Genomic DNA, 15,315 nt, shown 5'->3' with positions numbered 1-15,315 from the left:
TATTCAATGCAGCGACGCATCGTGTCCTTTCAGGCGACCTTCCGAGGAATCGATCCCCAGTAGCTTCACCCCCAGTTCCAGCGGGTCCTGCTTGGCCCCGAACTGGTTGTCGATCATGCCCAGGCTCATGGACAGCGACCGCGCGTAGTCGGAATAGGCCTGAACCCAGACCAGATCCGTCACAAACGGCAGATCGCGGTAGAAGCCCTGTTCCGCCAGTGCCTCGAAGAACCAGCGGCGCGCCCCTTCGATCGCACCCAGCGACTCGCCGATCGGGATGGACCGCAGGGTATCGTTGCCCCGAATGAATTCGCGCAGCGCCCCTGTCGTTGTGCCCGTATCCCAGACCCAGCGGGTTGCCAGCGGCACCGCCTCGGGGTCCGCAAAGTGCAGGATCTCGGCACCGAAGTCCCAGAACCCGCGCCGCAGCTTCTTGTCCTCTCCGGCCAGATCGGCAAACCGTTCCAGCCGCGAATCCGGACCGGAATCCGCACGGACCAGGTCCCGCAAACCATCCACCAGGGCCCCCTGGTGTTCACCCATCACGCTACCGAGCTTGCGGCGAACCGCGAACACCAGCCCCGCGAGGGTACGCAGATCCTGGGCGTCCATCGCGTCGCCCTTGGCAACGATTGCGGCAAACACCTCGTGCTTGGACCGCAACGCCTCGATGAATGTCTCCAGCCCGTCGACCCCGCCCGCGTCCGCGATGGCCTCGTTCAGGCTATTGAGCTTGATCCCGACGATTTCCTTCTCAAAGGACACCTGCAGCGGCTCCGGGGCGAGCCCCGAAGCCGCTTCGTCGCTGACGACCTCAGCCGGCTTTCTGAACCAGCGCATGCAGATCCGCCACCGCGCGGCCACCGGCCGCAGCGCCCTGGGCGATCGAATCGTCGATCGTCTCGGGTCCGTAGGCCGCACCACAGGAGTAGATCCCCTTGCGGGTGGTGCCACAGGTGTTGGTGTACTGCTCGGCCTTTTCGATAAAGCCGTGCTTCTCGAGGCCAACACCGAAGACCTGCGAGATCTCGGGGTTGTCGGCGTTCGGGTCCATGCCAATGGCATGCACGACGATGTCGAACGGGATAATGATCGGGCGCTTGACCAGGGTGTCCTCACCCTTGACCAGCAGGCGACCATCGCCGGACGACGTCACTTCCGCAATACGGGCCTTGACGAACTTGGTTTTGAATTCTTCCTGAGACTTCCAGTAGAACTTGTCTTCGTACAGGCCGAAGGTACGGATGTCCATGTAGTAGATGAACACGTCGGTTTCCGGCGAGAGCTCCTTGATCTCCATGGCCAGGTTGGCAGAGACGGTGCAGCAGATCTTGGAGCACCACTCGCGGCCGATCTGGCGGTCACGGGAACCCACGCAAAGCAGGATGCAGACCCGCTCCGGCACGCGGCCGTCGGACGGGCAGGCAATCTTGCCGGAGGCGACCATCTGTTCCATCTGGGTCGTGGTCAGCACGTCTTCATACGTACCGAAGCCCCATTCCGGCTTGTTGATGGAATCGAAATGGGTGAAGCCGGTCGCCAGCACCACGGCGCCAGCCTGGACCGACTCGCCGTTGGTGAGCGTGGCGGTGAAGTTACCGGCCTCGCCTTCCAGCTTCTCGACCTTGGCACCCTTGTGCACGGTGGCGCTGGAGTCGTCTTCCACACGCTTGACCATGCGGCCGATGGCATCCTTCGCCCACTCGCCGGACGGGACCAGCTTGGCATAGCCCGACAGGATCGGGGCGCCACCCAGGACGTCTTCCTTCTCGACCATCACGGCCTTGAAGCCGGCCGAGGTGACATTGGCGGCGGCGGCCAGACCGGCCGGGCCACCACCCACTACTAGAACGGTATCTTGCTGCATCAGACCTTGCCCCCGTAAGCGAGTTCAGGATTGTAGAGGTATTCGATATTGCCGGCCTCGACCTCCTTCAGGTACTCCTGGAAGGTCTTCTTGGCCTCGGACCAGGACATGCCCATCTTCTCGACCAGGTCCTCGCAGGGCGAAGCGTGCCACTGCAGCTGGACGATCTTGAACGGATCCGCGCCGCAGGCCAGGGCCGCGAACTGGACTTCCGCCATGATCGGAATCTGGAAGTTCTGATTGTGGGCCTTACCGATCCACTGGTTCTTGTCCATGGTGGTGACGCAGCCGGTGTCGTTGGCCAGCATCACGTCGGCGTTGGCTTCCTCGCGGGCCACGCGGATCTTGCGATCCATCGTGAACGAGCGGGTGAACTCGCGCTCGGAGATGATGTGGCGGAAGCCGAAGCCGCAGCAGTCGTACCAGGTCGAGTAGTCGATCACCTGCGCACCCAGGGCCTGGGCGGTGGAGGTGATGATCGCGGTACGGTTGCCACCGAGCACCGACGGATCGTACACCGCGTCCTCGTGGACCATCTTGTAGTAATGGCAGGCCACGTGGGAGGTGGTACGGATGTGCGAGACGTCGATGGTCTGCAGCTCGGAGGCGATGCGGTTGCGCATCACGTGGACCCACTCGGAGTAGTGGATCAGCTCTTCCGGGATGACCAGCTTGCCGTCGACCAGGCGACCCAGCTTGCCAAGGATCTTGGTGACCTTCTCGCGCAGCTCGGCGGACTCGACCAGATACTTGCGGATCTCCTTGTAGTTACCGAAGGAGGTGCCGCAATGGATCAGCGGGTAGAAGTGACCCAGCTCGTGGCCGTGCTGCTTGCCGGAGACGTAGGCCTGGTGGAAGTTGCGCAGGAACACCGCGGCCAGCGACTCGACGTTACCGATACCGGAACCGTGGTAGTTCCACGCGGTGCAGGACGTCTGGTCGGTCTCGTCGAGGTAGTCCTTGCCCGGCTCGAAGCCGAACTTGTTCATGAACCACAGCAGCGAGGTGGGGTAGCCCGGGATGTTGCCGCACTGGCCGCAGGACTTGTGGTGCCACAGCTGCTTGGTCGGGACTTTCTTGTCCCAGCCGAACAGGGTCTTCACCATCTGCGGTTCGTGTTCGTCGTTGATGCGATGGATGATGATCTGGCCATCCTTCTCGAGCTCGTACATGTGCTCGCGGATGTCATCCATGCGGTCGCCAAGGTCAATGGTGCGGCGATCGACGTGCTTGCGCACCCAGTCGGTGGCCTTGACCGCATCTTCCTTCGACAGATCGGTCGACTGGAAGAAGGAACCGTGACCGGCGATACCCTGCCCGTCGGTGTTGTGGAAGCCGGGCTTCATGGTGCCGGCGCCAGCGCCTTCACCATTCTGGTTGTGATTGCCTGGGGTCTGTTCACTCATAACGCTTCTCCTGATGTCTTGGAACCGGAATGCGGCGAGCGACTTACTCGTCGTCTTCCTCTTCCTGCTCCTCGAGCCAGTCTTCGTAGTCCTCGCGCTTCTCGTCGATGAAGTCCTCGATCACGTCGAAGAGGTTCTCGTCCATCAGCTCGAGGGACTTCAAGACCCCGGTCATTTCCCAGATGGTGTACATCTCGACCGAGGTCTTCAGGGACACTTCCCAGGCGGTTTCGACCGTCTGCAGCGTCTTCACCGGAATCGCCTTGCGCAGGATGCGCAGATCGCCTTCCACCTTCTGGATATTGGGGCCCCAGTCAGGGAAGTGATCGGGCTGGATCATGTCGGGTGACAGCTGGTTACCCGTGGTGATCAGCTTGAGCATGACGCGGCCGAACGGACGGAGCACGTCCTTGGCCGACTGCATCTCGTGCTTGATGGCCACTTCGCGCATGATCGCGACTAGGCCACCAGGAGAGTTCTTGAACGGGCAGCGCGCTGCACAGGTCATGCACTGGGCGCAGGCCCAGATCTTTTCCTGCATCGCGTCGTAGATCTGTTCGACGTTTTCGGTCCAGAGCAGCTGGACGATCTCGCGCGGCGAGTAGTCGTAGAACTGGGCGGACGGGCACGTCGCCGTGCAGATCCCGCAGTTCAGGCAGCCGTTGAGCTCGTGGTCGTAGCGAAAATCTCCACGGATATCGTCGAAGATTTGCTGCATCTCAGCGTATGTCGCCATATCTCACACCTCTTCGCTTTTGGCGATGCAGGTTTCTTGTGAACCTTGCGCAGCCAGCCTAGACCTCGTCCAGGCACCAATCCAGTTACCGCATGGCAACCGTCGTTATTTAGGATTCGGGGCGACAACCCTTGCAGATTGCCGCCCCGAATCAAGCGCTTGCAGCGCCTTAGGACTTCTTCATCAGGAAGTAGAACTTGCCGCCCTCTTCCTTGTGCTCCATCAACTCGTTGCCGGTCTGCTTGGCGAACGCCTGGAAGTCTTTCACCGCGCCCGGATCGGTGGCGATGATGTGCAGGACCTGGCCGGCGTCCATCGCGGCCAACGCCTTCTTGGCGCGCAGGATGGGCAGCGGGCAGTTCAGGCCGGAGGCATCGAGTTCTTGATCAAAGTTGGCCATCTTTTTTCTCCTTTGAGTGCATTAATCAGCCGGGTACTGCAGTCCGTTTCGGCCCGCCAGGGGCGCCGGCCGAGACCGGACCGTTACCAACCGAATTCCCCCTTATAGGCGAATCGGAATTGGAATACAACCGAATTCTAATCAGGGCTTACCACGGGCTTTCCCGTCTGGGCCCAGCCCACGATGCCGCCCCGCAGGCTGCTGGCACAGTCCACGCCCTGCTGGGCAAGAAAGGCGCAGGCCTGGGCGGAACGGGCCCCACTCTGGCAGTAGATGACCAGGGGCGTGTCACTGCCGGCGAACTCGTCCTTGCGCAGCGGCAGGCTGACCAGCGGGATCAGCTCCGCTCCCGGGATCACGCCACGCCCGGTCTCGCCCGGCGAACGCACGTCGATCAGCCGGAAGGTCCGGCCTTCGCTGCGCCACTGGTCAAGCTCGTCCGGGGTAATCTCGGTGAATCCGTACACGCCAGGCTCCGGGTCAGATCATGTCAGTCAGACTCGCGCCGCGGCCGCCCTGCCGGGCCGGCAAACGGTGGAGTGGGCGCGGAGCATAGCGAAACCGGCCGTAAATGCAAACTGGCTGCAACTGCAGTGGGTGGAAGGTCGCCCACGGCGAAAAGTTCTGCTATCGTCCCACCCGCTTAAGAAAACGCTGATGCATACGGATCAGCTTCATTGCTTCGCGGAGGATATCCCGGTGGACAAGAGCGAATTCCAGGTGAACGGCCACTACGCCGTTACGCTGAAAGATCAGAACGGCAAGCTGCGCCCCGCCAACATTTATGTGCACGACATGCAGGACGACTACATGATCGCGCGCCGCACCTCCGGCGGCGATGTCGGCCTGCTGTTCAAGATGAGCTACGACGACGTCGTGAAGATCGTGCGTACCCACAAGGTGCTGGACCGCAAGAAGTTCATGGTGCCCGAGGCGATGCTCAAGCCGAAGCTGTGGGAAACCCGTGACAGCATGCGCACCTACTCGTCGGCCCCGGGGCTTGGCAAGTAACCAGCGCCCCCGGCATCACCGCACAGTGGGGCTGGCGCCCGCCAGCCCCCGCGGTGTGCTTCCCCTTGTGCATTTTCTGCTGGCCGCGCTGCTTGCGCTGGTCATGCTGGCGGTACCGCCCGCCCACTCCAGCGGTGTATCCCTGCCCGATCTGGGCGAGGCATCCGGCGGCGTACTGACCCCCGCCGAAGAACGCGAACTCGGCCGATCGCTGCTGCGCGAGGTGCGTCGAAGTGCCCCGCTGATCACCGACCCCGAAATCGCCTTCTACATCGACTCCCTGGGGCGGCAACTGCTCGCCAACGCGCCCAACGCAGACGGGCCCTTCTATTTCCTGACCATCGACAACGGCCAGGTCAACGCGTTTGCGATGCCCGGCGGCATCATCGGCGTACACGCCGGCCTGATCCTGGAGGTACGCGACGAGGCGGAACTGGCCGCGGTCCTCGCGCACGAAATCGCCCACGTGACCCAGCGTCACCTGGCGCGCATGTTCGCGCGCGGACGCGACATCAACTTCACTACCGGGCTGGCGATCCTGGCGGGCATCCTCGCCTCCGCGGTCGACCCGACGCTCGGCTCGGCAGTCATCACCGGCGGGGTTGCCGGCGGCATCCAGCAGCAGATCAACTTCACCCGCGCCAACGAGGCCGAGGCCGATCGCGCCGGCATGCAGATCCTCCAGGGCACGGGCTTTGATCCCAACGCCATGGCCGACTTCTTCGAGCGCCTGCAGGAGCTCTCACGCGGCGTGGGCGACCAGGTGCCGGAATACCTGCGCACCCACCCCGTGACCCTCGACCGCATCACCGACGCCCGCAACCGGGCTGCGCAGATGACCGCCAGCGAAACCCGCGACCGCGGGCCCGAGTTTCGCTGGATGCAGGCGCGCGTGCAGGCCCTGAAGGATCCGCGGCGCGCCCTGGAGCGCTTCCGTGCCACCGATTCACCGGCGCCGGCACAACGCTACGGCGCGGCGGTCGCCTATCTGGAGCGCGGCGAGGCGGCTCAGGCCCGCGAACAACTGGAACGCATCGACCCCGCCGACGCCCCCGGACTGACGCTGGAGCTCGCCTTTATCGCCCTGCTCCGCGAAGAAGGCGAACACGCGGCGGCGCTGGAACAGCTGCAGGACCTGGATGCGGTCTACCCCGGACACCCGGTGATCCGCGAGCGCCTGGCCCGCGTCCACCGCGATCTGGACCAGCCGGATCGCGCCATTCGCATCCTGTCCGACATGGCGCGCCAGGAACACGCACCCAACCCCGAGCTCCTGCGCCTGCAGGCCGATATCGCCGATGCCGCAGGCTACGTGGCCATCAGCCGCGAGGCCATGGCCGAATATTTCTTCCACCGCGCCCAGTACGAGGAGGCCGTGCGGCAGTTCGAGGCGGCCATGGATGCCTCCGATGCGAGCGAGCGCGACCGTCAGCGTATCGAGGACAAGCGCAACACCGCCCGCGAGACCGCGCGCAGGGCTCGCGAAGACCGCCGATGAACACGCGACCGGCCAGCGCACGCGCGGCGGGGGAATGTTCCCGGCGGACCGTTCGTCTATCCTGCGGCTCGTTACGGCTGTTTTAAATCCACGATGATTAACCCGGAATAGAGAGGTAGGACCCCTCATGCACATCTCACGCCGCGAATTCATGCAGCTGCTGGCCGCCGCCAGTGCCGCCGGTTTCCCGCTCGGTACCGTCGCCTGCGGTAACAACAAGGCCGGTACCGCGGGCGACCCGTATGACACGCTGGACCGTTTCGGCAACGTGCACCTGCTGCACTACACCGACTGCCATGCCCAGCTGAAGCCGATCTATTTCCGCGAGCCGAACGTAAACCTGGGCGTGGCCGGCATGCGCAACCGCCCGCCCCACATCGTTGGCGAGCACTTCCTCAAGCACTACAACATCGAGCGCGACAGCATCCATGCGCACGCCTACACCAACCTGAACTTCATGGAAGCGGCCGAGCAGTACGGTCGCGTCGGCGGATTCGCGCACCTGAAGACCCTGATTAACAAACTGCGCGACTCGCGCCCGAATTCCCTGCTGCTGGACGGCGGCGACACCTGGGGCGGTGGTTCCGGTTCCGCGCTGTGGACCAACGCCCAGGACATGGTGGACGCGCAGAAGCAGCTGGGCATCGACATCATGACCGGCCACTGGGAATTCACCTACGGGGCCGACCGGGTCGAAGAAGTGGTCAATGGCGACTTCGCCGACGCCGGGATCGACTTCGTCGCCCAGAACGTGCGCGACGTGGACTGGGGCGACCGTATCTTCAAGCCCTACGTGATCCGTGAACTCAACGGGGTCAACGTGGCCGTGATCGGCCAGGCCTTCCCCTACACGCCGATTGCCAACCCGCGCTGGATGGTCGAGCAGTGGTCCTTCGGCATCCGCCCGGACGACATGCAGGAACAGGTCAATGCAGCGCGCGCCGAGGGCGCCGAGATCGTGGTCGCCCTGTCGCACAACGGCATGGATGTGGATATCAAGATGGCCGGCATGATCGAGGGCCTGGACGCCATCATGGGCGGCCATACCCACGATGCCGTGCCGCAACCGCTGCCGGTGGAACGCCCCGACGGCGGACACTGCCTGGTCACCAACGCCGGCTCCAACGCGAAGTTCGTCGGCGTGCTCGACTTCGACTTCCGCGACGGCGAGATCAAGGACTGGGAATACCGCCTGGTGCCGGTCTTCGCGGAGCTGCTGCCGGAAGATCCGTCAATGGCGACCTTCATCCACAACATGCGCAACAGCGACGTCAACTACCGCGGCGAGACCTTCAACATGGAGGCGAAGCTCTCCGAAGAGCTGGCCGTCGCCGAGGACCTGCTGTTCCGCCGGGGCAACTTCAACGGCACCTTCGACCAGCTGATCTGCGATGCGCTGATTGAAGTCCACGACGCCCAGATCGCTTTCTCGCCGGGCTTCCGCTGGGGTACGACCGTACTCCCGGGCATGCCGATCACCTTTGAGCACGTGATGGACCAGACCGGCCTGACCTATCCGGAAACGACCCGCAACGCCATGACCGGTGCGCAGATCAAGACCATCCTGGAAGACGTCGCCGACAACCTGTTCAATGCCGACCCGTTCTACCAGCAGGGCGGCGACATGGTGCGCGTGGGCGGCCTGAAATACGCGATCAACCCGGAGGCCGAGGTCGGCAACCGCATCTCCGAGATGGAACTCGGCGGCGAGAAGATCGACCCGGACAAGGAATACGTTGTTGCCGGCTGGGCCAGCGTCCAGCAGGAACCGCCGGGTGGCACCGGCACCATGATCTGGGACAACGTCGCCGACTACCTGCGCAATCAGACCGATGGCGTGCGTATCAGCGAACTGAACGAGCCCAAGGTCAAGGGAATCGGCGAGGACAACCTCGGCTTCGTCCCCACCACCGAGGACATGTACCGCCGGTCCTGATCCGGTCGCAACCGTCCCTCCGGGCCCGCCCGGAACGAAAAAGCCCCGCACTGCGGGGCTTTCTTGTATGTATCAACTGGTATACAGACCCGTCGCGGTCGGGCTCGTGCCCACGCGATCTCAGGCGTCCACCCAGCGGCCACTGGCATCGCGACAGGCCGTACCAGTGATCGTCTCGGGATGGCCGTCCATCGTGGCCTGCACCTGATACTCACGACAGTCCTGCCCCGCCGACTGGAAGGTCCGGGTGGGCGTCGCCTGATACTCGTGCCCGGTATTCGGGTTGCGCCAGGTCGAGGCCTGATGATCGGGCACCGTCTCCAGCGTACGCGACACCCGCATGCGGTCGACATCGTCCATGCTGCGCCCGACCGAGCCCCCGATCGCGGCACCCGCCAGCGTCCCGGCGATGATGGCCGCGGTGCGCCCGCGCCCGCCTCCGACCTGACTGCCGATGACCCCACCGGCCGCACCGCCGATCACCGCCCCGGTCTGCTGCTTGCTCACGGTCTGGCAGCCCGCCAGAAACGCGACTGTGATCGCCAGCAGCGCCGCCATTGCCCATCTGTGCATCATCATCACCCTCCCGACGACACGCAGCCGCCCTTATCGATAGATCCGGGCCAGTCTGCAGGGCCTTGACTGAACGGAAGGTGAAACCCGCAAGCCCCCCCCCCGCCCGGGGGACGAACACCGAATTCCGGACACACGAAAGCGTTCGCGCCCGAAACCGGAGCGAAAGGCGAGAACTAGCATCAGGAAATAAATGGTGGGCCGTGTAGGAATCGAACCTACAACCAATGGATTAAGAGTCCACTGCTCTACCAATTGAGCTAACGGCCCCCGCGACAGAAAGGGGGGTGGGGTGACCGATGGGACTCGAACCCACGACAACCGGAGTCACAATCCGGGACTCTACCAACTGAGCTACGGTCACCACCGTTTCGCTGTACAGATCAATACCCTGGGCGGCTCTGGCGCGCCCGGCAGGACTCGAACCTGCAACCGTCGGCTTAGAAGGCCGATGCTCTATCCGGTTGAGCTACGAGCGCGTTACCGCCGAGCATGGGGGCTTGACGCCCTGGTGCGAACCTGCCCGGAGTCCAGACCGGGAGTGGTTTGGTCGGGGTAGAGGGATTCGAACCCCCGACATCCTGCTCCCAAAGCAGGCGCGCTACCAGACTGCGCTATACCCCGTCGAGCCGTCCCCGCTAAAGGGCCTACACAGCGAGCGCAGGATGTTATCCCCGACCGGGGCACGCGGTCAAGACGGAACGAGCGATTACGCACACGCCCTTGGCCCGCCGCGGGACGCGCCCTGCCCCGGAACACCCGGAACGCGAACGTGCGCAAGCCCATGGATCACGCGTGTCCCCCGAAAGCTGCCGCCCGTGGTACGGTCACAGGTGCGCCGTTGCGCAGGCCGCAAGGAAGATGCCGATGCTGAACTGGGTAGCCAACATGGCCATTGTGCTGGGGGCCGCAGGGCTGCTCTACGCCCAGTGGAAGCTGGCCCAGCTGCTGCGCGAACTCCCGCAGAGCCGGGTACGTACCGGCTGGAAGACGATGCTGTTCCTGATCCCGGTCTTCACGCTGGGGTACCTCGGCTACATCCCCCTGAATTGGGGCCTCTATCAGGGCCTGCCGGACCTGCTGGTTCCGCTGATCTTTCTGCTCGGCGGCTGCTTTGTGTGCACCGTGGTTGGCCTGACCTACAGCTCGGTGGAGAAGATCCGCCACATCACCCGCCTCGAACACGAATCCATCACCGACCCGCTAACCGGCCTGTTCAACCGCCGCCACATCGACCGCCGCCTGGACGAGGAGATCTCCCGCGCCCGTCGTTACGGGCATCCGCTGTCGGTGGTGATGATGGACATCGACGAATTCAAGGCCATCAACGACCGCCTGGGCCACCTGATGGGGGATTACATCCTGACCACCATCGCCGAGCGGATCCAGCGGGTGCTGCGACGGTCCGATCTGGCCGCACGCTTCGGCGGGGAGGAGTTCATCGTCATGGCCCCGCACACCCCGCTGGAGGCCGCGATGAGCCTGGGGGAAAAACTGCGCGAGGCGGTATCCGGGGCCCCGATCCCCCTGCGCGGACACGAGGCCGCGCCCCCATGCGCCCCGGACACCCTCACCGTGACGATCAGCGTAGGGATCGCCACCCTGTCCGCGACCGAGGGCAACGGCGAGACCGCCGACACTCTCGTCGCGCGCGCTGACGATGCGCTCTATCGCGCCAAGCAGGGCGGGCGCAACCGCTGCCATGCCAGCCCGCCCGCGGACGGGCTGTCCGCCGCCCTGTAGCGCCGGCCACCGGCGGCCGTGCCGGCGCGGCGCATCCCGCTTGAGCGCCCGCCCCGGCCATGGGAAGATCGCGGGCATTCCACCAAGGCGAGACCCCATGACGGCCCAGATCATCGACGGACGCGCAATCGCGCAAAGCCACCGCGCACGGATCGCGACCGAGATCGAATCCATGACCGCCCGCGACCTGCGTCCGCCGGGTCTCGCCGTGGTGCTGGTCGGGACCAATCCGGCCTCCGAGGTCTACGTGCGCAACAAGCGCAAGGCCTGCGAACAGGTCGGCGTCGTCTCGCACTCCTACGACCTGCCGGCCGGCACCCCGCAGACCGACCTGCTGGCGCTGATCGACCAGCTCAACGCCGACCGCACCATCGACGGCATCCTGGTCCAGCTGCCCCTGCCCGACCACATCGACCCGGAAACGGTGATCGAGCGCATCTCTCCGGCCAAGGACGTGGACGGCTTCCACCCGTATAACGTCGGCCGCCTGGTGGCGCGCGTGCCACGCCTGCGCCCGTGTACGCCCTGGGGCGTCATCCAGTTGCTGCGCCATATCGAGGAGCCGTTCAAGGGTCGCACCGCCTGCGTGATCGGTGCCTCCAACATCGTCGGGCGCCCGATGGCCCTGGAGCTGCTGCTGGCCGGCGCCACCCCGACCATCTGCCACCGCTTCACGCCGGACACCGCCGCCATCGCCCGCCAGTCCGACATCGTCGTCGCGGCCGTGGGCAAACCCGGCCTGGTCAAGGGCGACTGGATCAAGCCGGGGGCCACGGTCATCGATATCGGCATCAACCGCCGCGACGACGGGACGCTGACCGGGGACGTGGAGTTCGACGCCGCCGCCGAGAAGGCCGCCTGGATCACGCCCGTGCCGGGCGGCGTCGGCCCGATGACCGTCGCGATGTTGCTGGACAACACCCTGCGCGCCCGCGCCTTCGGGACCCACGAAGCGGGCTGAGGACGCGCCCGGGCCCGCCCGGGACCCCGCTCAACCGGCCGCGGCAATCTCCTGCGCGGCCCGCAGCCGCGCCCGCACCCGCTCGCGCCCCAGATACCCCCAGATCCGCGGCAGCTCCGGGCCAAAGGTCTGCCCGGAGAGGGCCGCGCGCAGCGGCATGAACAGCTTGCGGCCCTTGGCACCCGTCGCGGCCCCCACGGCCTTGGCCAGCGCCGGGAAGTCCTCGGCCTCATCCAGCGCCGCCAGCGCGGCGCCATAGAACGCCGCCCCGGCCCCCGCCAGCTCCTCGCGGGCGCTGTCGCTGTAGGGCATCGGGTCGCCCGCGAACGCCGCGACCCACACCGGGGCCTCGGCCGCCCGGCTGATGTTGTCCCGCAGCAGGCGCGCCAGGGCCGGTCGCTCTTCGGCGGCGACCCCCTCGAGCACGCCGGCCGCTTCCAGATAGGCCTGCAGTGACTCGTCCGACAGCCCGCGCAGGGCCTCCGACTGCCAGTGTTCCAGCTGCTGCGGGTCGTGCCGGGCCGCGCTGTGCCCGATCCGCTCGCGGCTGAAGCCGGCCGCCAGCGCCTCGGCCGAGAGCAACTCGTCCGACTCGAAGCGATGCCCGAGCCGCGCCAGGTGGTTCAGGATCGCCAGCGGCAGATAGCCATCGGCGCGCAGCTCCTCGACGCTGGCGGAGCCGTTGCGCTTGGACAACGGCGCCCCGTCCTGCCCCATCACCAGCGGCAGGTGGTGATAGGCCGGCGCCGCCAGCCCCAGCGCCTCCAGCAGCAGCATCTGGCGCGGGGTGTTGGCGATATGGTCCTCGCCACGCACCACGTCGGTCACGCCCATCAGGGCATCGTCGATCGCATTGGAGAAGAAGAAGGCGGGCGTGCCGTCGGAGCGCCGGATCACGAAGTCGCCGATCTCGTCGGTGCGGAAGCTGACCGGCCCGCGCACCCCGTCCTCGAAACGGACCGTCCGGCCCAGCGGGACGCGAAAGCGCAGGGTCGGCTTCTGCCCCTCGGCCGCGCGGCGCGCCGCCTCCTCCGCGCTCAGGTGGGCACAGGTCCCGGGATAGCGCGGCGGCTTGCCCTGGGCGCGCATGCGCTTGCGCCCTCGGTCCAGCTCGGCGGCCGAACAGAAGCACGGATAGGCCAGCCCCTGATCGGTCAGCTGCCGGTAATAGCCCGCGTAGAGTTCGCCGCGTTCGGACTGCGCATAGGGGCCGGCATCGCCCCCGGCGCCAAAACCTTCGTCCCAGTCCAGGCCCAGCCAGCACAGGTCACGCTGCAACGCCTCGACGAACTCCGGCCGCGAGCGCTCGGCGTCGGTGTCCTCGATCCGCAGCAGGAAACAACCGCCGCGCGACCGCGCCAGCAACGCGCTGAACAGCGCCGTGCGAACGTTGCCCAGGTGCAGCAGGCCGGTGGGACTGGGGGCGAAACGGGTTCGGGTCATCGTGTTCGTCATCGCGCGCATGGTAGCGGAGCGCCCGCGGCCTCACCAGCGCCGCGCCCCCACACCCAACCGGCATGCTGGCAGGCCCCGCCGGTGGCGGGTACCATGCGGGCCTCGAATCCCCGGAGGTCAGACCCATGCAGCGCATCCGCATCCGGCTCGGCATCGTGCTGGCCACCGCCCTTCTTGCCCTACTGCTTTCAGGAGCCCCCATGGCCGATACCAATCCGCAGGTCGCGATCGAAACCAACCACGGCCGCATCGTGCTGGAACTCAACGCCGAGGCCGCCCCGGAGACGGTTGCCAACTTCCTGTCCTACGTGGATGACGGCTTCTACGACGGCACGATCTTTCACCGCGTGATCCCGGGCTTCATGGTCCAGGGCGGCGGCTTCGACAAGAACATGAGCCAGAAATCCGCCGGCGAGCCGATCCGCAACGAGGCAGACAACGGCCTGAAGAACGAAGTCGGTGCGATCTCCATGGCCCGCACCCAGGATCCGCACTCGGCCACCGCGCAGTTCTTCATCAACGTGAACGACAACGACTTCCTCAACCACACCGCCCCGAATGCGCAGGGCTGGGGTTATGCGGTCTTCGGCAAGGTGACCGAGGGCATGGACGTCGTGCGCCAGATCGAGTCCGTGCCCACCGGCCGCTCCGGCATGCACCAGGATGTGCCCCAGGAGCCGGTCGTAATGGAAAGCGTGAAGCGCGTCGAGGACTGAACCACCCCGTGGCCTCAAATGCGCCGGCCCTGGTCATTTCCGACCTGCATCTGGATCGCGAGCCCGGCCCCCTGCTGGAGGCCGCACTTGCCTTCCTGAAGGGGCCGGCGCGCAGCGCCTCGGCGCTCTACATCCTCGGCGACCTGTTCGAATACTGGGTCGGCGATGACGCCGGCTTCCCGGCCGCCGAAGAACTCGCCGAGGCCCTGCAGACACTCGAGATCCCGGTGGCCTTCATCCATGGCAACCGGGATTTTCTCGTGGGCCCGGACTATGCCGCGCGCGCCGGGATGCAGCTGGCGCCCGAGCCGCTGCATGCGGCCCTGCCCTGCGGGCCCGCCGTGCTGCTGCATGGCGATTCCCTGTGCACCGACGACACCGAGCACATGGCCTTTCGCCAGCAGGTACGCGGCGGCGAATGGCAGCGGGCCTTCCTGGCCCATCCTCTGGAGGAACGCATCCGGCAGGCGGAGTCCATGCGCGCTACCAGTCGTGACAACAGCCGGATGAAGGCCGACGCCATCATGGACGTGAATGCGAACGCCGTAGCGGATACCTTCCGCGACGCCGATGTCCCGCTGATGATTCATGGCCATACCCATCGCCCCGCGATCCACGACCTGACGGTCGACGGCCAGCCGCGGCAGCGTTGCGTGCTCCCGGCCTGGGATGAGCACCCGGGCTATCTGGAAGTCGCGGCGACCGGTCCAATCCTGCGCGAGCTGGACGGCTCGCCCTACCCGGCGTACCTGCTGCACGCCTGAGCCATACCCTTCGCGCTGTTGCCCGGCTCGCTCCGGTTCGTGTCGGTGTTTCCGGCGGATTCGCTCGACCGCCTGCCTTGTTGTGGCTGGGCATGGTTCGTCACTTGGTGTTTACGTGCCGTCGGTCCGCATACTGCCTGGCGCTGACTCGCCAGCGCGCCGCGCCCGTTGTTGATCAAAAACGGGCTTCTTTGCTCGTGCAAAGAAGTACCCAAGAAACACGCCCGACTGCCGCGACCCCGGCCCGCT

General features: G+C 65.7%; 15 protein-coding genes and 4 tRNA genes. 7 read left to right on the top strand and 12 right to left on the bottom strand.

What is annotated here, in order from left to right; genetic code table 11:
- Positions 1 to 3 precede the first annotated feature (3 nt).
- The 6 genes from D000_RS0110195 to D000_RS0110170 form a co-directional block, all read right to left on the bottom strand.
- Positions 4 to 840: a hypothetical protein gene (locus D000_RS0110195; RefSeq protein WP_018873425.1), complete on the bottom strand. Its 837-nt coding sequence runs from the start codon at positions 838 to 840 to the stop codon at positions 4 to 6.
- On the bottom strand, positions 815 to 1,843 hold the full coding sequence (locus D000_RS0110190; RefSeq protein ID WP_018873424.1) for an FAD-dependent oxidoreductase: 1,029 nt from the start codon (positions 1,841 to 1,843) through the stop codon (positions 815 to 817). The genes D000_RS0110195 and D000_RS0110190 overlap by 26 nt, the downstream gene beginning before the upstream one ends.
- Positions 1,844 to 1,866: 23 nt before the next feature.
- Entirely contained in the window at positions 1,867 to 3,273 is a 1,407-nt protein-coding gene (locus tag D000_RS0110185; protein WP_018873423.1) for a heterodisulfide reductase-related iron-sulfur binding cluster, read from the bottom strand.
- Positions 3,274 to 3,316: 43 nt separating this feature from the next.
- Positions 3,317 to 3,991 (bottom strand): 4Fe-4S dicluster domain-containing protein, encoded by a 675-nt coding sequence (locus D000_RS0110180; protein ID WP_017941141.1) that lies wholly within the window; start codon positions 3,989 to 3,991, stop codon positions 3,317 to 3,319.
- A gap of 187 nt (positions 3,992 to 4,178) precedes the next feature.
- A complete protein-coding gene (locus D000_RS0110175; protein ID WP_018873422.1) occupies positions 4,179 to 4,409 on the bottom strand; it encodes a sulfurtransferase TusA family protein in 231 nt (76 codons plus the stop codon).
- A 137-nt stretch (positions 4,410 to 4,546) separates the two neighbouring features.
- Positions 4,547 to 4,876, bottom strand: a complete 330-nt coding sequence (locus tag D000_RS0110170) for a rhodanese-like domain-containing protein (RefSeq protein WP_018873421.1) — start codon at positions 4,874 to 4,876, stop codon at positions 4,547 to 4,549.
- A gap of 190 nt (positions 4,877 to 5,066) precedes the next feature.
- Here D000_RS0110170 and D000_RS0110165 point away from each other — a divergent pair, with 190 nt between their 5' ends.
- The 3 genes from D000_RS0110165 to soxB all read left to right on the top strand — a co-directional run bounded on the left by D000_RS0110165 (position 5,067) and on the right by soxB (position 8,854).
- Complete coding sequence (locus D000_RS0110165; RefSeq protein ID WP_018873420.1) at positions 5,067 to 5,420, top strand: hypothetical protein; 354 nt, start codon at positions 5,067 to 5,069, stop codon at positions 5,418 to 5,420.
- Positions 5,421 to 5,523: 103 nt separating this feature from the next.
- Positions 5,524 to 6,918, top strand: a complete 1,395-nt coding sequence (locus tag D000_RS0110160; protein ID WP_051074965.1) for a M48 family metalloprotease — start codon at positions 5,524 to 5,526, stop codon at positions 6,916 to 6,918.
- A 127-nt stretch (positions 6,919 to 7,045) separates the two neighbouring features.
- A complete protein-coding gene (soxB, locus tag D000_RS0110155; RefSeq protein WP_018873418.1) occupies positions 7,046 to 8,854 on the top strand; it encodes a thiosulfohydrolase SoxB in 1,809 nt (602 codons plus the stop codon).
- 120 nt (positions 8,855 to 8,974) lie between these two features.
- Here the strand turns inward: soxB and D000_RS0110150 are convergent, their stop codons facing one another.
- From D000_RS0110150 to D000_RS0110130, 5 genes are all read right to left on the bottom strand, one after another.
- Positions 8,975 to 9,427 (bottom strand): RT0821/Lpp0805 family surface protein, encoded by a 453-nt coding sequence (locus D000_RS0110150; protein WP_255349466.1) that lies wholly within the window; start codon positions 9,425 to 9,427, stop codon positions 8,975 to 8,977.
- 194 nt (positions 9,428 to 9,621) lie between these two features.
- Positions 9,622 to 9,697: transfer RNA gene (locus D000_RS0110145), tRNA-Lys, on the bottom strand.
- An 18-nt stretch (positions 9,698 to 9,715) separates the two neighbouring features.
- Positions 9,716 to 9,791 (bottom strand) — tRNA-His (locus tag D000_RS0110140).
- Between the two features lie 38 nt (positions 9,792 to 9,829).
- A tRNA-Arg gene (locus D000_RS0110135) sits at positions 9,830 to 9,906 on the bottom strand.
- Between the two features lie 68 nt (positions 9,907 to 9,974).
- A tRNA-Pro gene (locus D000_RS0110130) sits at positions 9,975 to 10,051 on the bottom strand.
- A 243-nt stretch (positions 10,052 to 10,294) separates the two neighbouring features.
- On the opposite strand from D000_RS0110130, the gene D000_RS0110125 reads away from it, so the two are divergent.
- Complete coding sequence (locus tag D000_RS0110125; RefSeq protein ID WP_018873416.1) at positions 10,295 to 11,170, top strand: GGDEF domain-containing protein; 876 nt, start codon at positions 10,295 to 10,297, stop codon at positions 11,168 to 11,170.
- A 97-nt stretch (positions 11,171 to 11,267) separates the two neighbouring features.
- Positions 11,268 to 12,131 carry a bifunctional methylenetetrahydrofolate dehydrogenase/methenyltetrahydrofolate cyclohydrolase FolD gene (gene folD, locus D000_RS0110120; RefSeq protein WP_018873415.1) on the top strand — a complete coding sequence of 288 codons (864 nt, stop codon included), beginning with the start codon at positions 11,268 to 11,270 and terminating at the stop codon, positions 12,129 to 12,131.
- Positions 12,132 to 12,161: 30 nt separating this feature from the next.
- On the opposite strand, the gene gltX is transcribed toward folD, so the two are convergent.
- Complete coding sequence (gene gltX, locus D000_RS0110115) at positions 12,162 to 13,595, bottom strand: glutamate--tRNA ligase (protein WP_018873414.1); 1,434 nt, start codon at positions 13,593 to 13,595, stop codon at positions 12,162 to 12,164.
- Between the two features lie 191 nt (positions 13,596 to 13,786).
- Here gltX and D000_RS0110110 point away from each other — a divergent pair, with 191 nt between their 5' ends.
- Together D000_RS0110110 and D000_RS0110105 are read left to right on the top strand one after the other, a co-directional pair.
- Positions 13,787 to 14,302: a peptidylprolyl isomerase gene (locus D000_RS0110110; RefSeq protein ID WP_018861919.1), complete on the top strand. Its 516-nt coding sequence runs from the start codon at positions 13,787 to 13,789 to the stop codon at positions 14,300 to 14,302.
- Between the two features lie 8 nt (positions 14,303 to 14,310).
- Entirely contained in the window at positions 14,311 to 15,066 is a 756-nt protein-coding gene (locus D000_RS0110105) for a UDP-2,3-diacylglucosamine diphosphatase (RefSeq protein ID WP_018873412.1), read from the top strand.
- Positions 15,067 to 15,315: the final 249 nt, after the last annotated feature.

Origin of the sequence: Thioalkalivibrio sp. ALJ16 (assembly GCF_000377345.1) — a bacterium.
GTDB lineage: Bacteria > Pseudomonadota > Gammaproteobacteria > Ectothiorhodospirales > Ectothiorhodospiraceae > Thioalkalivibrio.
The sequence above is the reverse complement of the archived record's forward strand: the minus strand, read 5'-3'. Positions and strand labels throughout refer to the sequence as shown.